Below are 22,203 nucleotides of genomic sequence, written 5' to 3' on the forward strand. Positions count from 1 at the left end.
CCACGTGTTACTCACCCGTTCGCCGCTAACCTCTGGGAGCAAGCTCCCATTAGTCCGCTCGACTTGCATGTATTAGGCACGCCGCCAGCGTTCGTCCTGAGCCAGGATCAAACTCTCCATAAAATTGTTGAGTTTAAATAGCTCAATACTTGTTGCTGACTTTTAATAAAAGTCTAAATTAACGAGATATCCTTACTGTTGAAATCAACAGTAAAATCTCTATTTCGCTTGGCTTTTGTTCAGTTTTCAAAGAACTCGTTTGCCACATCTCTCAGTGACAGAATACTATCTTAACATATCAAACTCAGCTATGCAAGACTATTTAAAAATTTATTTTTGCGACGTCGCTTTGTTTTGGCGACGAGGAATAATATATCATTATTAAACAAAAGATACAATCATTATTCCAATAAAATATTTAACCATTTTTTAACATATACCTGATAACTACAACTGCCCTACTGTCTAAAGAACCAAAAGGAATAAAAGCCACTAAAGTTTTTACCTTACAGTGGCTTTGATGCAAACTATGAGCTTTAATGTTCCTCTAATCCTGAAAGAACTTATCTCCACAAAGAACTAACCTTTTATTCCTTGGAGCCATTCTTTATAACACTCCTCACATAACTCCTTTTCGATATGTTCATTCTGAAGTATAAACATCGCAGAGTAAATGGACGCTAACTCCTCTTCACAATAGAAACATTGCTCATTCATTGTCATTTTCCTCCTTTATTAATAGTAGTTCTAGATTTTGCTTATCTAAGGAAAATTACAAATGAGCTTTGATGTCATTTATGGAAGAATCTACACTTAAAACCCACTCATTGTACAGAGTCATATGGGTTAGTGTATATAGAGAAGGAGTGATAACATGCAATTAGATGAAGAACTCAGAAATGTTATTCATGAATTAACTATTGTAGCAAGTAATAATCAGTCCAAGTCAGATGAGAAAAGGTTACGTAAAGTCATTGAGCTTCTAGAAAATACAGTTGAGCACACGTCTTCTCGAGAACCACTTGAATATTTCCAACCAGAAGTATAAGGCTACATCATTGGTTTTTATCCGAATCCTTCTGATCAGAGTGGGTTCGGTTTTCATGAAAAGTAATGTCTATTTGTAAGATTTCTGACCTGCTTCCAATTCGAAGCGGCGGTCCCCAAAACCCATAACCTGAAGAAACAAAGGCATGCAATTGTCCCTTTTTTAAATAGCCCCAGTCTAATTCGAAAATTTTCTTTGTAATTAAATGGTTAGGTGCCATCTGTCCACGATGTGTATGTCCCGATACAATAAAGTCAACTCCCATTTCCCTCGCTTCCATGATTTCAGCAGGCTGATGATCCATCATAAAAAGGGGAAGGTTAGGGTCAATGTCATTAGTTAATTCTTGTATTGTCTTGCGATTCCGGTCAGTCTTATCCTTTCGACCAATCAGTTGGATCGTATCATTAATTATGATGATGTCATCTGTCAATATAGAGATGTTTTGTTTTTTCATTTCCTCAATGTATTCTGGGATGTCTCCACCATAGTATTCGTGATTACCTAAAACGCCATAGACTCCTAATGAGGCCTGCAACTCGCTCATTATGTTGCCGATGTTCTTACTTATAAATGGTTCTAATTGATCATCTATTACATCCCCAGGTAGCAAAATTAAATCCGGCTTAAAACTATTTATAAATTGAACCATTTTTTTAGCGTGTGAAATACCTGATAAGCCACCAAAATGCATATCAGATGCCACGCCAAGTCTTAAGTGAATATCACTATTAGGTTTCGGAATATGTATCTCGTATGTTCTAATAACCGGACTATACGCATTATAGGTGCCGATTAATAAAAGTATTGCTAAACTAAGTAAAACAACAACACCAGTCCAAAAAATAATGGCTTGTCCTTCAATATCGGTAAATCCAACTAGTAAGACAACGAGATTTGCAACCGGAAGAAGTAACAAACCGTATTGAATAACCCCAAACCAATATGCTCCAATGATTCGTAAAACACTTAACATTTTCACCGATCTTCCAATTACGTATGAGTAACACAGAACAGAGAAGAGAATAAGGTATAACCAGAAATGTTCGAATCCGAACGCGACCTTCAACCACACCCATCCATTCCATCCTAAATAGAGAAAAACTCCATTTATTATTAGAAAAATAGGCAAAGCCTGCAGTATTTTTATCATATAAATGGCCCCCTTCATTTCGAATTTTTTATTTATTTTATTCTTTTCGATACGATATGTACATTTTGACGCCTTATATCTAATGAACACACGGAACGGAGCTATCGTCAGTGACTATTTGAGACAGCCCCTCCGCTTCTAATTTCCCTTAGTTAATAATGCTTGATACGGAACCGCTTCCAAGTGTTTTTTTTGATTGATTCAATCGGTTTAACTCATTTGATAAGGTAATAAACCACTTCTCTTCCCTTGTCGATAGAGCTAAGTCAATCAAATTCAATAACTCGCCTTCTGACCATTTTTGCTTTCTAGGAACTTTTCTTATATTCTTTTCATCCACTCTAATTACTTTCCCAATCAGTTCTTCATTATCGGAAGAGGTCACCATAATTTTAACAATGGAGCTATACTGTTCGTAGCTTTCTATATAACCATGTACTAGCTCTCCGATCAACGTCTTCCCCTTAACCCAGTCACCAGTGACAGCTTTTTGATCGTTTTCGTCCACTTCCTTTCACCAGCCTTTCTGAACTCTACTCATAATCGGAAGGTCATTTTGACTCTCTTAATAATGTTATATATCCTTATCCTATTCACTACTCTGATCTTTTTCTTGTGCATTTACCTATAGTAATTAACGTAAAAAATGATCAATCTTCTACCTATTCATGTTCTAGTTCCATCAGTTTCAACAATGAACACCTTTTTAAAGAAGAAAAAGCTATCACATATTCGCACTATGGCCTATGTGACAGCTTATTTATACTAAACTAGATATCTTATTTTCATACCTTTTAAGATTAATTGTTTCATTCGTTAACCTAGCCTCCTCAGCTGCAAAAGCTAAAATATGACTATTAATTATTTTCTCACTCGAATTGTCTCTAGCATTAAATGAACACACCTTCTCGACAAAAGCAGATAATAAGCCGTAATCTCCCCCAGCATGCTGACCAACATTTACTGGAGAAAGATTGATCACTTGTTCCTCTTGCCCAAATCTAGATACAACAAGCTTATTCTTCTCCATCGTTCCATTAATTTCTCCCTTCGTCCCCAACACTCTCACTGTTCGCTTTAACTGATTCGTAAATCCACTCATCGTTAACGTCGCTGTCGTACCCGTACTATATTCCATGTTCACGATCTGATGATCAACAACATCATTATCACAATAATAGACACATCTTCCATAAGGTCCTTCTTTAATTGCCTGTAAGCGACCCTGTTTGGTTAAATCGGTGCTAATCGTATTAACAGGCCAACCTGTATTATCACCAGTATAAATTTTCAGTGCAGAAAAGGAACAGCTTTCTTCAACAGCACAACCATCTATACATCGCTTGGTGGAGCCAACTGGTGCATTTCCCTTTGTAAAATGAGAAAGATTTCCGAATGAGGAAAGGCGTATACATTCTTTTTCAAGAAGATAATCGATAATATCAAAATCATGACAGGACTTTGCGAGTATCATCGGACTTGATTCTGATCCATTACGCCAATTCCCTCTTACAAAACTATGTGCCTGATGCCAATAAGCAACATCCATTTCAATGGAGATATGACGTACATCACCAATACTCTGATTTGAAAGTAATTGTTTTAACATTTGAAAAAAAGCCGTATAGCGTAGAACATAACAAAGAACGAGTAAGCGGTTCTTTTCCTTAGCTTTCCGTTCCATTTCTATGCACTCTTGCAAACTAGGACTTAGTGGTTTTTCAACAAGTACATGATACCCTAGATCTAAAGCTGCCATTGTTGGCTCATAATGCTTTTGATCCTGTGTAGTTACGATGACAGCATCAGCTTCCGGTCTTTCCAACATCATTTGTTCCCAGGATTCAAAACAGGAATCCGCTCTTAAATGATGCTTAGCTGCAAACAATTCTCTACGTTGTTGGTCAGGCTCAGCTATTGCAATAACCTCAATTTGATTTAACTGTTGTAAACTAAAATCTCCATATACATTCCCACGATTTCCAGCTCCTATTATCGCAACCTTCACACTCTTCATATCCGCACCTCTATAATAAATTCATTTTATTGTATTACTTATCTTTCAATCTTAATAACTTTTATGTATAATGTCCATGATTAATAGTTATAGATGGAACTAACAAAATAGGGGGGAATGAATATGAAAAAGATAATCTCATCCATTATGATCTTGTTCGTGCTACTCGTTGGCTGTGGTAGTAACACTGAATCGAATGCTGATGGAACAAACGACGAAACGACAACATTAACTGTTTGGGTGATGGGCTCTGACGATCACTGGAAGACATATCATGATGATCTTATTGAAAGATTTGAACAAGAAAACAAAAACATTGAAGTTGAAGTTGATTACATACCGTGGGCAGAAGGCGAAAATAAACTAGTAACTGCAGCAACAAATAACCGACTGCCAGATGTCACTACAATTGCAGGTCGCTGGACACCACAGCTTGTTGCCATGGAGGCTGTCGAACCACTTGATTCTTATTTTGATGAAGCCTTTCAAGAGAGCTTTGTTGAAGGAGCATGGAATACCACACAGTATCAGGGTTCAACCTGGGGGCTGCCCATTGGCTTTACGACGACAGGATTATTTTATCGGACCGATTGGTTAGAAGATGCAGGATTTAATAGTCCACCTACTACATGGGAGGAGTTTGTTGATGTAGCCAAGGCATTCACAGCTGAGGACCGCTATGGATTTGGCTTAGTTGGCTCAAATGGAATGGAAACAACGATGTTCTGGGCTCCATTTTTATGGTCCAACGGAGGGGAACTTCTTAACGATGACCTCACTGAGGCTACCTTTAATAGCCCAGAAGGTGTGGAGGCATTAGAATTCTACACTGACCTTCTTTTAACACATAAAGTTGCACCAGAGGGCAGCATTAATTATGGACGTGGTGATTCACAAGACCTTTTTGTTTCAGGCGCTGTTGGTATGACAACTGTTGGACCTTGGTTTCCTAAGACGCTCGCTCAACAGGCACCAGAAATGGAATATTCTATTGCCCCGTATCCCGTCAAAAAGGAATCAGCGAACCTAGGCACTGCCGATCACATTATTATGTCAAAGCAGTCTGAAAACAAAGAGACCGCATGGACCTTTATGGAATTTTTTACAAACGAAGAAAATGATATGAAGTGGGCTGAATATCAAGGCTTTATCCCATATCATAAAGCTAATTTAGAAAATGACCCTAGAAAAGATGATCCCGAATTTAAGGTGTTTTTTGACGTAGCTCCTGATGCTGTCGTTTACCCGACAATGCCTGAATGGCCTCAGATTGACCAAGCGATTGCTGATGCCATCCAAGAATCACTCACCGGGACAAAAACACCTCAACAAGCCCTTGATGATGCTGCAGAAAAGGTTAATCTTTTACTAGCGAAATAACGGAACTGAAACGAAAAACGGGGGAAACCCCGTTTTTCTTATATCAATAAGGTGGTGAAGTAATAATGAAGAAAGGGAAGAATCTTGCTGGTTTCCTCTTCATCTTTCCTGCATTATTTGTGTTACTTTGTATCGTCCTCTACCCTCTACTACATACATTATGGCTTAGCTTACAGAACAAAGTCTTAATCGCACCAAATCAAGATGAGTTTGTTGGTTTTAATCAATATATTGAAGTTTTTCAATCCGCTGATTTACTACACGCTCTCTGGATTACAATTATTTTCACACTAACCTCTGTTGCAATGAAGCTTGTGCTCGGCATGATTGGTGCCCTATTGTTACAGGTAAAATCAAAAGCAACAAAAATCTATTGGTCTATTTTTATGATCCCATGGTTGATTCCCTCTGTTGTTGCAGCCCTAATTTGGCGTTGGATTTTACATGACCAATATGGGATCTTGAATCAAGTTTTGTTAAATTTCAATCTAATTGATACGAAAGTTGCCTGGTTAAGTGATTCTATCCTTGCATTAATTTCCGTAATTCTTGTAGATGTCTGGGTAGGTTTACCCTTCATGATTATCGTTTGTTTAGCTGGATTAAACACAATACCAAAGGAATGGTATGAAGCAGCAATGGTGGATGGGGCAAGTTTCCTTCAACGCTTCCGCTACATCACATTACCCGGAATGAAGCCAATCCTTCTCGTGATTGGAATTCTAAGCTTAATTGGCACCTTCAATAGCTTTAACATTATCTATACATTAACTGGAGGAGGGCCCGTTAACGCTACCACAACGCTCGTCATTCATATTTACCAAATGGCTTTCACAAATTACGATTTTGGAATGGCATCAACATTATCTGCTTTAACCCTGCTCATAATCTTCATTCTAATCAGCCTTTATCGAAAAGCTCTAGACAAGGAGGGTGACCTGCTATGAGCAAAAAAACAGGAAAACGAATTCTTTGGTACATATCGATTAGCACTTATGGGCTGTTATTAATTTCTCCACTATTATGGATGATTTCAACTTCATTAAAACGCTCAGAAGACGTGCTAGTCCTTAAGCCTAGTCTTATCCCTGAGATTTTCAGCATCCAACCGTATATTGACGTGTTACAAATCCCTGCATTTAGATCGTATCTAGCTAATAGTCTATTTGTCTCTATTACGTCAATGGTCATTACAGTGATTCTGTCAGCACTGGCTGGCTACGGATTTGCGAGAATTGCGTTTAAAGGAAGAAAATTACTTCTAACTGGTTTTATAAGTGCACAAATGATTCCAAGCGTTATTTTATTAATTCCAATCTTCTATATTATGAATCAACTTTCTCTGATTGACACTTATAGTGGATTGATCGCTACTTATGTCACATTCTCCATTCCTTTCTGCACATGGATCATGTTTGGATTCTACAAAGGTATTCCAAGAGAGTTAGAGGAGGCAGCTTATATAGATGGAGCAAATAAATGGCAGGCATTCGTCAAAGTTATCATTCCATTATCAACACCTGGCATTATGGCCTCAGCTATCTTCGCTTTCTTAATCGCTTGGGATGAGTTTCTTTTCGCACTTGCTTTAACTGACTCTGAAAGCAAGCGGACGTTACCTTATGGATTATATAGCTTCATGAACCAATATGGAGTTGAGTGGAATAACCTTATGGCTGCATCAATTTTGACCATGCTTCCACCAATTATTTTGTTTCTTTTCTTCCATAAGTACTTTATTGGTGGTAGACTTGCGGGTGCGATCAAGGAGTAGTCTTGAGTATAATGGATCAGTTGGATTATACTTATTGTGAAGTCATAGGTAAGGAGCCCATTTAGTGAACCTAAAACGAATTAAAACATTTATGCTACTCATTGATCATAAAAATTTCTCAACAACTGCCGACATTTTAGATATTAGTCAGCCAGCAGTAAGCAAACAGATTAAGGCATTAGAAGTCGATCTAGGAACCCAATTGGTCCACCGTGACTCTTTGGAACCAACAGAAGCTGGTCGAATTGTATACGTAAGAGGGAAAGACCTATTGCATTCGTGGAAGCAGTTAGAAGAGGAATGCACATCCTCAAAGGAAGCACTGACAGGTTTAGTAAAAATAGGTGCAAGTTCAATTCCAAGTACATATATTGTCCCTAGATTTCTAAAAGATCTATTAACATTACATCGACATCTAGAGGTGGAACTGGCCGAATACGAATCAGAAAAAGTACTTGAATTAATCAAGAACGAAAAACTTGATATTGGATTTGTTGGGACTAAACCTCCTAAAGACACTTTTACAAGTCATCTCATAGCCCAAGATCAGCTTCAGCTAATCGGTCCGATAGATAGTCCTGATATTCATTCCTTTGATGATATCCGTGGATTGCCTTTTGTTTTCCGTAGTGAACGCTCCGGCACATGGAAAGCAGCCAAGCAAGCACTAACTGATTGGGGCGGATCAGTTCAAGACTTGAAAAGACTCGCAACCGTCCACAGCACAGAATCAGTTATTGTCATGGTCGAATCTGGTTTAGGTTATTCAATTGTGTCAGATCTTGCTGCAAGACTAGCAACGAAATACAATAGAGTCAAAATTCTTGCAACATTACCTTTAAATCGAGAGTTTTATTGTGTGTACTCCCCTTACATGGAACAAGATCCAAAAATTAAAGCATTGATCGAGCTACTCAAAAGTGATCTTCCCTACGGTGAGTAAGAAGTTATCTTGATGTCTAGATGGTTTTTAATAAGACCATTAAGAAAGGTGAAAAAACGTAACTTCCTTAAAGGCCATATAGTTTTTTTTACGTAGTATGATACGTAAACGACCTACTAGAAGAAGAGGAGATGTAAGATGAGATTAATCGCAACCGACTTAGATGGAACCCTTTTAAATGAGGACCATGAGGTGAGCAAGGAAAATGCTCAAGCTATTCAAAAAGCAAAAGACCACGGGATCGAATTCGTTGTTGCAACAGGTCGTACATACAATGCGGCTAAGAAGCCTCTCGAAAAAGTAGGAATAACCTGTCCAATAATTTGTTTAAATGGTGCAAATATCTATACAGAAAATGAAACACTTATCCGCAGCGTTCCTCTAGAAAAAGAAACAGTACAAAAGATTCAACAAACCTGCGAAGAACATAATCTCTATTTTGAGGCATTCACAAATCAAGGAGGATTTTCCACAGACCGAGAGAAGTTTGTCCGAGTTTTGGTTGATATCTTAACTTCAGCCAATCCTAGTCTGAAACGAGAAGATGTCGCAATGATGGCCAGGCAACGGTTCCAAGATGAAGAGATTGAAGTAATCGATCATTTCGAAGAACTTTTTTCACGACCAGATTTAGACGTTTATAAAATTCTTGCCTTCTCAATTACTTCAGACAAACTTCAACAAGCCCATGACCAACTAGGAAACGAAAAAGGAATCGCTATAACCTCATCTGGTGATCGAAACTTAGAATTCAATCACCCTAACGCACAAAAAGGATTAGCATTGCAGCTCTACAGTGAACAATTAGGAATTGAAATGAAAGATGTGATGGCTTTAGGGGATAATTATAATGATGTTTCAATGCTTGAAATGGCAGGTCTTGGAGTCGCTATGGGAAATGCTGATGAAACAATTAAAAACCTATCCAACTTTACAACCAAGTCCAATATTGAGAATGGGGTTGCGTTCGCGATAGAGGAGCTACTTAAAAATAATATTGGCTAACTTTTGTAATCTGCTCCCAGATTGAGACGTTCTGGAAGCAGATTTTTTTAACAGCTCTCCCTTTTTAAGCAATTTAAGTAGACTCTTGCAAAATCATCTGCTGCTTTTTCATGTGGAATATTGCGGTAACGTTTCTTCTCTTCATAGCTATCACCATGCTTCATATGTTCCACAAAACAATCATAATGATGCTCACCACGGTCGAAATAGTCATAAATCTTTTCTTTCTTACTTTTGCCTCGTCCTCCAATAAGTGCTTGAACATAATGTCCAACCTCGTGTAATGTCACAAAAGCTGCATAATCAAAACAGGTAGTATTACTCACTTTCATATCGTACAAAAATTCTTGCTTTTGATAGTCATCAACAATCGACATGACATTAATATAAACAACTGGATGGAAGTCCTCTCGTTCCTCAATTGCTAGTTCTCCTGGAAAATTAATTGGTTCATCTGAGATATGAAATGTTAAATCATCTACAATTAGATGAAAGACAGAGGTTTTAAGCCATTCTACGGTAGCATGCACACCCTCGATTGCTTGAAATATGTGATCCTTCGAAATGGAAAATTGCCTCTTTAAGAACTGAGGATTTTCATGAATAAAATGGAATGACTCTATGATCTTTATCAAAATCCCCCCTAAATAACATATTGGGGAAACCTATAAGACATGTTTCCTTCTAGCCATTGTATTCAAAGGAAAAAGGGATATGAAAAAAAGGCTACTGAAAAGGGAGCATTCAGTAGCCTTTCGTCAACTATATTCAAATGTGATAATCCAATACACCTGGCTCGAGCTGTTTGGAAGAATCAATGTTAATTCCCTTTTCTTTTAGAAGTTGTTCTAACGGGAGATGATTCATTTGCTCTTGATACTTTTTGTTCCAATGGACTTTGTTCATTGTATCTCTTATTGATCCTTTCATATTAGAAAACAATATAGTTATCCCTTGTCTTTGATAATGATCAATCATTTCTTCAAGTGTATCTACTGAAATCGTGTCAACATCATTTACACCAGCCATATTAATGATCACCCATTTCGTATTTCGTCGATTCATTAGAAGATTTTTTAGCTTTTCTTCAATAAAAGAAATATTAGCGAAATGCAAACTTGAATCAATTCGAATAATTAATGCTTGATCAGAAGTCACTGCATCTAGATATCGTTCAATATTATGATAGGTCTTTTCTTCTTTTACATATCCTAATTCAACAATTGATGGTTGTGCACTCTTTTTCAACAAGAGTATTAAAGTGAAAATTGCTCCAATTACAATCCCCCATTGAATTCCTACAAATAGAGTAACAATAAATGTCGTGATCCAAACCAAGCCTTCGAAACGATTGATCTCAAACAGATGTTTCAATTCCTTAATATCCACCAAACTATAAACAGCTACTAAGATAATTGCTGCAAGGACGGCATTAGGTAAGTAATAAAAATAAGAAGTAAAAAAGAGTAATGTAATAATAACAAGTATTCCAGTAATTACAGAAGTAACCTGGGTCGCACCACCCGATTGATGGTTAACAGCCGTTCTAGAAAAGCTACCGTTAATTGGCATTGACTGAAAGAAGGCTCCTATTAGATTGGAAAGTCCAATTGCTTTAAGCTCTCTATTAGGATAGATGAGATACTTTTCTTTACGTGCAATCGTTTTGGCGATTGCTAGTGATTCCATAAAGCCCATAAGAGCGATGGTAATAGCCATTGGAACTAATAACTTGATCGTCTCAATTGTAAAATCAGGTAAGATGAAAGCTGGTAATCCTGTAGGAACATCTCCAACAATCCGTACTCCCTTTTCCTCTAGTGAAAAGAGATACACTAAGGCACTAGATATGATTACTATAATTAGTGCACCAGGCATTCTTGGACCGATTTTTTTAAATATAATTAACAGACTCATACTAGCCAGTCCAATTAATACGGTAAGTAAATTAACATTCTTAAATTCTTGTAATACGTCGAATAGTAAATAATGAATCTGTAAATAGTTACCAACATCAATACCTAATACATGCTTAATCTGACTAACTCCAATAACAATCGCTGCTGCGGAAGTATACCCATTCATAACCGAGTGAGGGATAAATTTCACTATGAACCCTAATCGACTAACTCCTAATAATAGTTGAATCGCCCCGACCATAGCTGCTAGAACGAGTACGTACGAAACATAGCTAGAAGAATTAGGCTCTGCTAACCCGGATACCCCTGAAAAAACAAGAAGTGAGCTAATCGCAACAGGGCCAACGGATAAGTGTTTGGACGAAGCAAAAATGGCATAAATAAATAGAGGAATGGTCGCTGCATAAAGACCCATCACAGGAGGAATCCCTGCTAACATCGCATATGCCATCCCTTGTGGAATAAGCATGACAAAAAGTGTGATTCCAGCAAGTAGATCACTTGTAAATAAGTTTGAATTATATATAGTTAAAAACGTTCTTTTTTTCAACCTCTCAAGCATTCACATACCTCCTAAGCACCCAAAACCGATCTCTCCACAATTCATTATAAGCGATCGTCACAAAGAAAGAAAATCCACTATTTTTAAAAATAAAAAAAGCACATGGACTAGTTAAAACCATGTGCTTTTTAGTCGATTATATTCATTCATGTTATTAATGATTACTTACTTGCTTATATTCCTCTTGATTGTCCTCTTCAGCGGGCTTGCTATTCTTAATAAAGAAAGACATGATTAAACCCACTAAGGTAAGAACTGCTACAACGATGAAGGCAATGTTCACTCCATATATTCCAGGATCAGAAATCTCTGGTCGAAGTTCAGCTCTTGCTTCAGTTGTTGTCATGACCGTAACAAGAATTGCTGTTCCTACTGAAGATGCCATCATTTTCATCGTATTGTCCATTGCTGCACCGTGTGGAATTAAGTGTTTCGGCAATTGGTTTAGAGCAGCCGTTGCGACAGGCATCATGACCATTGATAGACCAAACATACGTATGCTATACATAATCGTAATGTACATCATCGAAGTATCCGTACTTAAATTTATAAATGCAAATGATGATAACGTTAAAATAGCTAAGCCCGTTACCGCTAACCATCTAGCTCCAACCTTATCAAAGATTCTTCCGGTAATAGGAGACATAATACCCATAATTACTGCACCAGGTAATAATGCTAATCCTGCTTGAAATGCTGTAAATTCACGTTCTTCCTGCATAAATAGTGGAATTAGCGTTTCAACACCAATTAGACCCATAAAACCGATCATTCCAATGATAACAGCAAAAGGAAAGATCGAATACGTAAATACACGGAACTCAAGCATAGGATGCTCCAGCTTAAGTTGTCTGATAATAAATAGCGTTATCGAGGTAACTCCTACTAATAAAATAAGTATTGTCAAAAAATGAGTCCAACCATTATTACCTGCACTTGTAAATCCGTAAAGTAATCCACCAAAACCAAAAGAAGATAAAATAATAGAAATACTATCCATCTTCGGCTTAGTGATTTCTGTTACATTCTTTAATTTAAATGCAGCAATAACAATATCAATTAAAGCAATTGGCAAAATAAAAAAGAACAGTAGTCTCCATGAATAATTTGCAGTTACCCACCCTGAGATAGCAGGACCAATTGCTGGTGCAAATGAGATAACAAGTCCAATTAACCCCATTGCTGCCCCTCGCTTATTCACTGGGAAAATCATTAAAAAGACCGTCGTCATTAACGGAAGCATGACCCCTGCTCCTACTGATTGAATAACCCTACCAAGTAATAATACTTCAAAGCCAGGTGCCAACCCAGCGACAAGCGTCCCAAAAGCAAAAATACTCATTGCTGTTAAGAAAAGCTGTCTTGTCGTAAATCTTTCTAGTAAAAAGGCACTTACTGGAATCATAATTCCATTTACAAGCATAAAAACAGTTGTAAGCCACTGAGCACTATTTGCGGTGATCCCCATCTCATCCATAATTGGTGGAATCGCAGTAATCATTAGTGTCTGATTTAAAATTGCGATAAAGGAACCTGCGAGTAGCAATGCAACAATTGTTGACTTATTGTAACTAGGTATTGACATGTCTCTCCCTCTTTTCTCTCTGTTTCAAATCTTTACATGATATGTCTGTATGAATATGATGTATGTCATTGATTTATCAATTAAAAACCTTTTTACAGAGTACACGAATTCCAATGATTAAGCCATCCTATAATTTAAAATTTATGAAATAAAAAATAGCAACTATAGGACGTGAGAATTTCAGCCTTAGATCCGCCTTCTTTTACTGAATCACTCCTCCGATTACATGATTCCCAACCTTTATTTACCATCATTTATTTCATTTAATAACTAATACTAAGAAAAACCATTTTGAATAAAGGAGAATTATGAATCATGAAAAGAACAATCACCGTTTTACTCATCAGCATCCTAACATTGGTAGGTTGTGGGAATAATGATGAAAATGCAATGGAAGGATTACAAGTCGGGCAAGGCCAGATTTCAAGTGACTTCACAACAAACTCAAGTAAAGAATTTCCGCATACAAAGCCTATCCAAGTCCAGCATGCAAAGTATGAGTTCGCTGTTCAGGATTCGGTACAGCTTTCTCGCGACGAAATTGCTAAATTACTTCCTGGGGACATAACAAAGCATCTACCTCAAAATGTTCAGCATCTTACTCCAGAGGATATCGCTCGTTTAATTCCTAAAGGAACCACACAACTTACACCTGAACAAATCTCAGAACGACTCAATACTGGTACGAATGGCACCAAACAAGAAGCTTCACCTACTCCAAAACAACAAACAGAGCAACCTGCACCTTCACCAACGGCCCCGCAGCCAAAAACGGAGCAAGCAGAAGAGCCTGCAGTGGAAAAGGAGCAAACTCCAGCTAAACCAACTCAGTCGGGAGATATTAGTGAAATTGAACAACAAGTCATTGAATTAACCAATGCAGAAAGAAGAAATAATGGCTTAGCTGACTTACAGGCAGATACTGCATTAAGTAATGTCGCAAGAGAAAAATCAAATGATATGCAAACAAACAACTACTTTTCTCATACTAGTCCGACTTACGGTTCTCCTTTTGATATGATTCGTGACTTTGATGTATCGTATAATTCCGCTGGAGAGAATATCGCTCAAGGTCAACGCTCAGCTGAAGAAGTCGTCCAAGCATGGATGGATAGTGAAGGGCATCGTGCAAATATAATGAACGGAGATTTTACTCATATTGGTGTTGGTTATATTGAGGAAGGTCATTATTGGACACAGATGTTTATAGGTCGATAACGGTAAAGGGTATTCAAGGTTAAATCACCTTGAATACCCTTTTTTCCATAACCAATTGTACCTATTGAGGAAATTCATAAAGCTTTTGTATAGTACAGCGAGAAATCTTAAAGGAGAGTCGCCATTGAAAAATGCTTCGACTCCGCTACCGGGATGGGGAGCAAGCTGTGTTAGAGTTAAAATTAGAGTTAACTTCTTTTTAACATTAACAAATTCATTGCCGACCATTTCTAATTATTCCTGCCTTTTGTCGTAATCAAGCTTTTTCATTTCTAAATCAATTTTCTTTTGTTCTAATTCGATTTTCTTTTCTTCTAATTCGTATCCCTTTTTCTTATCGTATCCATAATATAAAAGACTAAGTGCAACAATAATTGTGATCCATAGCATCCCACTCACCCCCAAGGCACTTTAACATTAATTGTAAACCGAAAGCAGTCATTTTTCATTCAAAATTCAAAAAAAGAGGTTCGGGCATAACTAAAGTGCCTAACTGAAATAGCGAATAATGCAATTACGTAGCGGATGAAATATACGTAGACTCCTGCGGGACCTAAAAGCCAAAGGTGAGACCCCGCAGTGCGAAGCACGAGGAGGCTCACCGGCTTCCCGCGGAAAGCGTAGTATATTTCAGGAGCGGTTTATGTCCGCCAACTATTTTTATTCGGATTTTCTATGGTTAAATCACTTTTGTCCCAGCACTTTTTTATTAATTAAGCACCTTAACTCTAAATCTCTTTTGGACTATACCTAAACGAACAAGAAATCCGATCGCCGCACATGTCAAGCCAAGTGTGATACCAATCCAAAAGCCAAATGCACCTAAGTCTGTGTAAACTGATAAAAGATACCCCGCAGGAATTCCAATAATCCAGTATGAAATAAATGCGGTGATGAATGGTATTTGGACATCTTTATATCCACGTAATACCCCTTGCAGCCCTGCTTGAGCTGCATCCGAGAGCTGATAGAAGATCGCAATAATAAAGAATTGTCCAGCTAGCATAACAACCTCTTGATCGGTTGTATATAGATAAGCAATGGGTTCTCTGAAGAAATAAAGGAAAATAGCACCAACCGCTAGAAAACCAATTCCACCAAGAACACCAAGCTTTCCATATTGCTTTGCATCCTCTAGACGATCTCCTCCAACTGAAAAACCAACGACAATCGTCAGTGCCATTGAAATGCTTAACGGAATCATAAAGATCAACGAGGTAAAACTAAGTGCAATTTGATGAGCAGCTACGGTCACCGTTGTAAACATCATTCCAATCAACAGAGTCACTACTGCAAATATGCTTGCTTCAAAAAAGATTGATAACCCAATAGGAACACCTATTGCTAATTGTTCTTTCCACGCTTTCAGTGATGGCTTCGCCCATACGATAAAAAGCTTATAGCGTCGTAATGATTCCAACCTAAATGTCATCCAAATACTTAGTGCCAGAATAATCCAATACGTAATAGCCGTTGCATATCCGGCTCCAATACCTCCAAGTTGAGGTAGACCAAAGTGACCAAAGATCAAACCATAATTCAACAAAATATTGAAAGGAACAGCCGCTACTGTAATTACCATTGTAATTCGAGTAAATCCTTGTGCATCAAAGAAATATCGAAGCACACTTGACAAGAATAACGGTATGATCCCTAACGATAGACCAACCAAATAATGATAAGCAATATGATAAACAGCCGGATCTAAATCCATTAATCCGAGAATCGGATGTAAGAATACGATTCCGGCAAGGACAACAACGACTGCAAGTAGCAGGGATACATAAAAGGCTTGCACAATCGATCCTGAAATTTGATCCTTTCTTCCTTTTCCAATTAACTGTGCAACAATCGGCGTCACAGCAAGTAGTATTCCATTGATTCCAGAAAAAATCGGCATCCACAAGCTTGATCCAATGGCCACACCAGCTAGATCATTCGTCCCGACACGACCAGACATCATTGTATCTACTAGGTTCATTGCATATAAACTTACTTGTGTAACCATAATGGGCCACAGAATTTTCATGAATAACATTATTTTTTCTTTCAATGAATCAGTATGGTACATACAGTTTCCTCCATTGATGCAATCTGCTCAATTTCTTTTTTAGTCAACCTATCTATATTAAGTCGGATGGAACAGAAAAAGCAAACAAGAAATCTCATCTTGTTTGCTTTTTTCTTTCATTCTATATTTTACTTAATACTAAATCAATCAGTGGATGGCCTTCACTAAGCCCACTTACTTCTTTTAGTGTTTCCTTATACCCTTGAGTTTTCACTTTTTCTTGGAGAATTACTGCTTCTTCATCTTGTAAATAATCGTATTGAAGGGCTGCTGCAATAGTTGTTGCCAAGTGCTCAGGCTCCCCGTTTAACACATCAAAGTATTGTTTAGCAGGACTGATCAATCGATCATTTGGCCCTAACTTGCGAAGCGGACCTCTAGCTACCCTTGGAATCTCATCATTAATATACGGATTTGTAAATCTACCCAAAATTTTATCAATATATTTTTGATGCTCCTCTTTACTAAAGCCGTACTGTTTCACTAAAACACTACCTGTCTCTACCAATGTCTCTTTAACAGTTTGGTACACTGTTTCATTATCCATCGCATCTTTTATTGTCTTAAATCCCGCTCTATAGCCAACATAAGCTGCTGCTGCATGCCCAGTATTTACAGTAAAAAGCTTTCTTTCAATGAAGGGCTTTAGATCATCAACAAACGTAATCCCCTCTATCGTTGGCATCTCACCAATCATAGCTGAGCGATCAACAACCCATTCATAGAATGGTTCTACCGAAACCATTAACTTGTCTTCGTTTGTTTGATTTGGAACAATTCGGTCAACAGCTGCATTAGGAAAAGCAAATAGTTGATCAAATCTCTTCTGCTCCTCAGCATTTAGTTTCTCATATATATTTTCCTTTAAGAACTCACTACCGCCAATCATATTTTCACAAGCAATAATGTTTAATGGCTTCCGATCCAAGTCTACTCTTTCTCTCAGACCGCTTGCAATCAGATCTGAGATGATTTTTAGAATATTTGGTCCAACTGCAGTGGTAATTAAATCAGCATTCGTAATAGCCTCAATTACAGCTTCAGGGTTAGATAAACTGTTAATTGCATGAACATCTTTTACGACAATTTCTTCTGTATTTTCAGAAGCTAAAACCACACGATACTCTTTTTTTTCGTTTAACAACTGCACAACTTCTGTATTTACATCAACAAAACAAACCTGATATCCAGCTGCAGACAACAAACTTCCAATAAATCCTCTACCAATATTCCCAGCTCCAAAATGTACGGCTAACAAATTAGTTCACCTCATTAAATAGGTTTAGAATTTCTGCTGCTGATTTTGCTTCAACAATTTGATTTACATTCTCTTCCTCCGAACAAACAATCGCAATTTGCGACAGAATCTCTAAATGTTCATCTCCCTTTCCTGCAATTCCTATTAATACTTTAACAATCTCTCCATTAAAACTAACCCCTTCAGGAACTTGCACTATAGAAAGTCCAGATTCTATAACTGCCTTTTTTGCATCTTCTGTTCCGTGTGGAATCGCGACAAAATTACCCATATAGGTTGTTGTAAGTTCTTCTCGCTCTAGCATTTTCTCGATATATGATGGTTCAACATATCCCTTATCAACAAGGATTTGACCTGTTTTTCTAATCGCTTCCTCTTTGTCTTTAACAGATACATTCAATTCGATATTTTCAACAGCCAAAATTTCTTTACTCATAATATCCACTCCTATTTTATAAACAGTTGATTGTACATTGATCTTAATTCACTGGTAAAAAACAGCTCTAACTGTTTTTCGTCATTTGTTTGAAAAGAGTCAGTCGTCTTCTCATCTCTAATAATAATCGAACTAATTCCGCTTAATAGTTCCAATGTTTCTTCAGTCGTTTCTTGCGGACATAACATCATTAAAATTGTATTGATCTTCATCTGTGAATTGTCCATTGCCTTGATAGAAAGCGGGAAATGGAGCCGATAGACGGTAAAAGATGGTACTTGTACTGCATCACTTCTGGTATGATATAAGGCAAGCATTGTACCGGGAATTCCCAATCCTCCCACTTCTTCTCGTTCTAGAAGCTCTTTCACGACTTGCTCACTATTTGTAATAACATTCTTCGCTAATAAGCGTTCACAAATTTCAATCAACATTTCTTCTTTCTTTTCTTGTTGCAACGTCGTTAAGCTAAATCCACTTATTACTTGTTGTAATGCTGCTATATAATGCTGAACCCTATTTAATTCCGTTAAAAAATCAACACGCTTCATTGTAGGTTGTTTAATACTTTTAGCAAATTGCTTTTTACCGAGTAAAGCTCTTTTAATTTGGTTGATCTCTAACTCAGAGAGTAAAGGATTAACTAAAATATACTCTTTAGTCAAGCCTCCTAAAGGGATCGTCGAAACAATAAGGTCATACTCATCTTCGTCCATTGTCTCTAAATCAAACAGAGACACATTAGATGTTTTCAAACTTGGAATTTCTTGTTGTAACTTTGTAGAAAGCATTTTCGAAGTACCAATTCCACTTGAACATACCACCAAAGCATGTTGCTCTCTTAAATCACCTTGATTAAGTAAAGCTGAAGCAAAATGCATAACTAAATAGCCAATTTCCTCTTTAGGTATAATTAATTCAGGTAACGTCTCTTGAACTGCTGCCTCTATTGTAAGAAAAAGTTCATGATAATCTTGCTCAATTTGATAAAGCAAAGGGTTTGAAATCCCCATCTTTTGTTTAATTCGATAGAGCGCTGGTCTTAGATGTGCAACTAACCCCTGGAACAACGAAGAATTATTACTTAAATTATAGTTAATTCTTTTGCTGACAAATTGAATTAATTTCTGTGCGATAATTCCCACCTGTAGACTTGTATCCTCAAGTAGATGATCATAATCATTTCGTAATTTTGCTCCCATTAGATGCATTGTTATGTAGCCTACTTCACCTAGGGAGATTGACGTTTGAAACGCTTTCTCTAATGCCTCTACTAATTTCTTAGCAACAGTAAATTCCCTTGTGTGCTTTAAACTTTCAAGGTATTCCTCATTGAACGTAACATTTTCTCCTTGCTGAATCCTCTCAATCGCTAGTGTCAAATGAACAAGCAAGCCAATATACGCACTATCTGCCATTGAGTAAGGAAGATCACCTTTAATCTCATTTACATGCTTTTCAATTATAAAAAGCTTCTGTTTATCAACAAGACCTAAAAGTCGATCTGACGTTGCCTCAATAGGATCTGTAGATTTTTTAATAATATTTTCTTTAACGAGCGTAATAAGTTCAAATTCATCAAGATGATCTAGAAGGAGCTTACTCATCGCCTTACGCTTAGCTGTTTCCGAACCATTTATTTCTAGGCCGTAGCCTCGTTTTCGAATCAATGAGAGTTCAAATGCAGATATCTTTTCCTCGACTTTATTGAGGTCATTGCTAATCGTTGCAATCGTTACATTCAAATCAGTAGCTAAGGATACAAGTTTTATTGGATCTTTTGCCTCTAATAATGACGTTAAGATAATGGTTAGCCTTTCATCAGGAGTATATTCATTATGATTTTCTTGAAATAAACGTTTCTTCAACAATTCTTTCAGATTCTCTTCACCAATAATCTTAATTCCTGATCCTGATTTCTTATTGAGTGCTAATCCCACATCATGCAAAATATCTTCGACACCTTTTAAATCTCTGTGAACAGTTCTTGAACTGACATTTAACTCTTTAGCTAATTCCTTAACTGTTGTTTCATCTTCTTTTCTTAATAATACCTCGAGAATGGTTCGTTCCCTTGCTGAGATATACATGTATCCACCACCATCGTCCGTTTGTCATTGCTGACAAATCTTAATAAGGATACGGTACAATTTCTATTTTAAAACCTTTGCGATCTCACAACAACAGAAGATAAACATCAATTCGTCATCTACATTGTTGCCAAAATTGAATTATACATGTAAAGACCGATTCAAATGGAATGGAGATCCATTGAATCAGTCTTCTTAGTTTTACTTAAGGCTATCAATTAATTCATCATATTTTGGACTATTTAAGAAACTATCAACTGAGATGTGATGAGCTGTAGGAAGTTTTTCCTTTGCTCTAGATGTTAAATCCTTATGTGTTACAACCACATCAGCATCAGCTGGGATATTACTAATCGCAGTGTTTGTAATTTCAACATCCAATCCTGCTTTTTTCGCTTTATTTTTTAAGATAGAAGCACCCATCGCACTCGAGCCCATACCCGCATCACATGCAAAGATAATCTTGTTAACGTTTTTAGGGTCGAATTCTGTATTAGTTGCTGCAAATGAGCCTGATACTGAACTTTTCTTACCTTTCATTTCTTCCATTTTTGCTGCCGCTTCTGAAAGATCTTCATCTGTTTGCTTACCAGTCTTCAAGATGATTGCTGCAATGACGAATGAAACAGCTGCAGCAATTAATACACCCAATAAGACTGCTAAATGCCCTCCACCTTTTGGTGTCATTGCCATTAAGGCAAAGATACTACCTGGTGATGGTGGTGCAACTAATCCAACATTGAATAATGTAAATGTTAATACTCCACTTGCTCCACCTGCGATTGCAGCTAAGATCAATAAGGGTTTCATTAAGATATAAGGGAAGTAAATCTCATGAATACCACCTAAGAAGTGGATAACTACTGCCCCAGGTGCTGTTTGCTTAGCTGTTCCTCTACCAAAGAACATGAATGCAAGTAAGATTCCAAGACCTGGTCCAGGATTAGATTCAAGTAAAAATAAGATCGATTTCCCTGTTTCTGCTGCTTGCTCAGCCCCAAGCGGACTTAAAATTCCATGATTGATTGCATTGTTTAAAAATAACACTTTCGCTGGCTCGATAAAAATACTAGCTAATGGTAGCAAGCCCGCTCCAACAATCACTTCTACTCCAGCTGCTAGAACCTTATTCAATGATTCAACAAGTGGACCAATACCGATTAAAGCAATAATTGATAAAATACCTGCGAGTATACCTGCAGTAAAGTTATTGACTAACATTTCAAATCCTTGTCTTACTTTAGGTTGGACTGCTTGATCGACTTTCTTAATCAAGTAACCACCAAGTGGACCCATAATCATAGCCCCAAGGAACATCGGGATATCAGCACCAACAATAACCCCCATTGTTGCTGTTGCCCCAACAACTCCTCCACGTCCACCATACACCATCTTTCCTCCGGTATAACCAATTAATAGTGGAAGTAAGTATGTGATCATAGGACCAACAAGTTGAGCTAGGTTTTCATTTGGTGTCCATCCAGTCGGAATGAATAGGGCTGTAATAAACCCCCATGCGATAAATGCCCCAATATTCGGCATAATCATACCACTTAAGTGACTTCCAAAACGCTGTATTCTTACACGTGCATCTGGTTTAGAATTTGACATTATAATTGCTCCTCTCAAGCTTTTTTTGGCCTGTAAGTAGGTTTCCCCTTTACACCTATTATCATAAGTTTTTGATGAAGCGTTTTCAATTTAAAGAAAAACGAAATTTGTCATTCACAATGTTGTCAAAAAT

General features: G+C 37.4%; 20 protein-coding genes and 1 rRNA gene. 7 read left to right on the top strand and 14 right to left on the bottom strand.

Annotated elements, in window-relative coordinates; genetic code table 11:
- Together J7W16_RS07430 and J7W16_RS07435 are read right to left on the bottom strand one after the other, a co-directional pair.
- Positions 1-123: ribosomal RNA gene (locus J7W16_RS07430) — 16S ribosomal RNA — on the bottom strand; the annotation flags it as partial.
- A gap of 456 nt (positions 124-579) precedes the next feature.
- Positions 580-717: a hypothetical protein gene (locus tag J7W16_RS07435; RefSeq protein ID WP_210596674.1), complete on the bottom strand. Its 138-nt coding sequence runs from the start codon at positions 715-717 to the stop codon at positions 580-582.
- Between the two features lie 157 nt (positions 718-874).
- Here J7W16_RS07435 and J7W16_RS07440 point away from each other — a divergent pair, with 157 nt between their 5' ends.
- On the top strand, positions 875-1,048 hold the full coding sequence (locus tag J7W16_RS07440) for a hypothetical protein (protein WP_210596675.1): 174 nt from the start codon (positions 875-877) through the stop codon (positions 1,046-1,048).
- A 7-nt stretch (positions 1,049-1,055) separates the two neighbouring features.
- Here the strand turns inward: J7W16_RS07440 and J7W16_RS07445 are convergent, their stop codons facing one another.
- From J7W16_RS07445 to J7W16_RS07455, 3 genes are all read right to left on the bottom strand, one after another.
- A complete protein-coding gene (locus J7W16_RS07445) occupies positions 1,056-2,198 on the bottom strand; it encodes a metallophosphoesterase (protein ID WP_419095824.1) in 1,143 nt (380 codons plus the stop codon).
- A 151-nt stretch (positions 2,199-2,349) separates the two neighbouring features.
- Entirely contained in the window at positions 2,350-2,709 is a 360-nt protein-coding gene (locus tag J7W16_RS07450; RefSeq protein ID WP_210596677.1) for an IDEAL domain-containing protein, read from the bottom strand.
- A 252-nt stretch (positions 2,710-2,961) separates the two neighbouring features.
- Positions 2,962-4,218: a Gfo/Idh/MocA family protein gene (locus J7W16_RS07455; protein WP_210596678.1), complete on the bottom strand. Its 1,257-nt coding sequence runs from the start codon at positions 4,216-4,218 to the stop codon at positions 2,962-2,964.
- 123 nt (positions 4,219-4,341) lie between these two features.
- Between J7W16_RS07455 and J7W16_RS07460 the strand changes: the two genes are divergently transcribed.
- From J7W16_RS07460 to J7W16_RS07480, 5 genes are all read left to right on the top strand, one after another.
- Positions 4,342-5,598 carry an ABC transporter substrate-binding protein gene (locus J7W16_RS07460; protein ID WP_210596679.1) on the top strand — a complete coding sequence of 419 codons (1,257 nt, stop codon included), beginning with the start codon at positions 4,342-4,344 and terminating at the stop codon, positions 5,596-5,598.
- A gap of 65 nt (positions 5,599-5,663) precedes the next feature.
- Complete coding sequence (locus J7W16_RS07465) at positions 5,664-6,545, top strand: carbohydrate ABC transporter permease (RefSeq protein ID WP_210596680.1); 882 nt, start codon at positions 5,664-5,666, stop codon at positions 6,543-6,545.
- Entirely contained in the window at positions 6,542-7,372 is an 831-nt protein-coding gene (locus tag J7W16_RS07470) for a carbohydrate ABC transporter permease (protein WP_210596681.1), read from the top strand. Before J7W16_RS07465 ends, J7W16_RS07470 begins: the two co-directional genes overlap by 4 nt.
- A gap of 64 nt (positions 7,373-7,436) precedes the next feature.
- Positions 7,437-8,315: a selenium metabolism-associated LysR family transcriptional regulator gene (locus J7W16_RS07475; protein ID WP_210596682.1), complete on the top strand. Its 879-nt coding sequence runs from the start codon at positions 7,437-7,439 to the stop codon at positions 8,313-8,315.
- Positions 8,316-8,453: 138 nt separating this feature from the next.
- Positions 8,454-9,320, top strand: coding sequence for a Cof-type HAD-IIB family hydrolase (locus J7W16_RS07480; RefSeq protein WP_210596683.1), 867 nt, complete (start codon positions 8,454-8,456; stop codon positions 9,318-9,320).
- 47 nt (positions 9,321-9,367) lie between these two features.
- Here J7W16_RS07480 and J7W16_RS07485 read toward each other — a convergent pair whose 3' ends face one another.
- The 3 genes from J7W16_RS07485 to J7W16_RS07495 all read right to left on the bottom strand — a co-directional run bounded on the left by J7W16_RS07485 (position 9,368) and on the right by J7W16_RS07495 (position 13,386).
- Entirely contained in the window at positions 9,368-9,955 is a 588-nt protein-coding gene (locus J7W16_RS07485) for a hypothetical protein (protein WP_210596684.1), read from the bottom strand.
- A gap of 133 nt (positions 9,956-10,088) precedes the next feature.
- Positions 10,089-11,801 carry a SulP family inorganic anion transporter gene (locus tag J7W16_RS07490; RefSeq protein WP_210596685.1) on the bottom strand — a complete coding sequence of 571 codons (1,713 nt, stop codon included), beginning with the start codon at positions 11,799-11,801 and terminating at the stop codon, positions 10,089-10,091.
- Positions 11,802-11,955: 154 nt separating this feature from the next.
- Positions 11,956-13,386 carry an MDR family MFS transporter gene (locus J7W16_RS07495; RefSeq protein WP_210596686.1) on the bottom strand — a complete coding sequence of 477 codons (1,431 nt, stop codon included), beginning with the start codon at positions 13,384-13,386 and terminating at the stop codon, positions 11,956-11,958.
- A gap of 315 nt (positions 13,387-13,701) precedes the next feature.
- Here J7W16_RS07495 and J7W16_RS07500 point away from each other — a divergent pair, with 315 nt between their 5' ends.
- Positions 13,702-14,604: a CAP domain-containing protein gene (locus tag J7W16_RS07500; protein WP_246879914.1), complete on the top strand. Its 903-nt coding sequence runs from the start codon at positions 13,702-13,704 to the stop codon at positions 14,602-14,604.
- 234 nt (positions 14,605-14,838) lie between these two features.
- Here the strand turns inward: J7W16_RS07500 and J7W16_RS07505 are convergent, their stop codons facing one another.
- The 6 genes from J7W16_RS07505 to J7W16_RS07530 all read right to left on the bottom strand — a co-directional run bounded on the left by J7W16_RS07505 (position 14,839) and on the right by J7W16_RS07530 (position 22,070).
- The gene (locus J7W16_RS07505) at positions 14,839-14,994 is read right to left on the bottom strand and encodes a hypothetical protein (RefSeq protein WP_210597241.1); all 156 of its coding nucleotides are present in this window, start codon (positions 14,992-14,994) and stop codon (positions 14,839-14,841) included.
- Positions 14,995-15,313: 319 nt separating this feature from the next.
- On the bottom strand, positions 15,314-16,675 hold the full coding sequence (locus tag J7W16_RS07510; RefSeq protein WP_210596687.1) for an MATE family efflux transporter: 1,362 nt from the start codon (positions 16,673-16,675) through the stop codon (positions 15,314-15,316).
- A gap of 121 nt (positions 16,676-16,796) precedes the next feature.
- Positions 16,797-17,933, bottom strand: coding sequence for a mannitol-1-phosphate 5-dehydrogenase (locus J7W16_RS07515; protein WP_210596688.1), 1,137 nt, complete (start codon positions 17,931-17,933; stop codon positions 16,797-16,799).
- Position 17,934: 1 nt separating this feature from the next.
- On the bottom strand, positions 17,935-18,369 hold the full coding sequence (locus tag J7W16_RS07520; protein WP_210596689.1) for a PTS mannitol transporter subunit IIA: 435 nt from the start codon (positions 18,367-18,369) through the stop codon (positions 17,935-17,937).
- 11 nt (positions 18,370-18,380) lie between these two features.
- Entirely contained in the window at positions 18,381-20,459 is a 2,079-nt protein-coding gene (locus J7W16_RS07525) for a BglG family transcription antiterminator (protein WP_210596690.1), read from the bottom strand.
- A gap of 201 nt (positions 20,460-20,660) precedes the next feature.
- Positions 20,661-22,070 (bottom strand): PTS mannitol transporter subunit IIBC, encoded by a 1,410-nt coding sequence (locus tag J7W16_RS07530; protein WP_210596691.1) that lies wholly within the window; start codon positions 22,068-22,070, stop codon positions 20,661-20,663.
- Positions 22,071-22,203 lie beyond the last annotated feature (133 nt).

Origin of the sequence: Halalkalibacter suaedae (genome assembly GCF_017939705.1) — a bacterium.
In the GTDB taxonomy this organism is placed as follows: domain Bacteria; phylum Bacillota; class Bacilli; order Bacillales; family Bacillaceae_D; genus Halalkalibacter; species Halalkalibacter suaedae.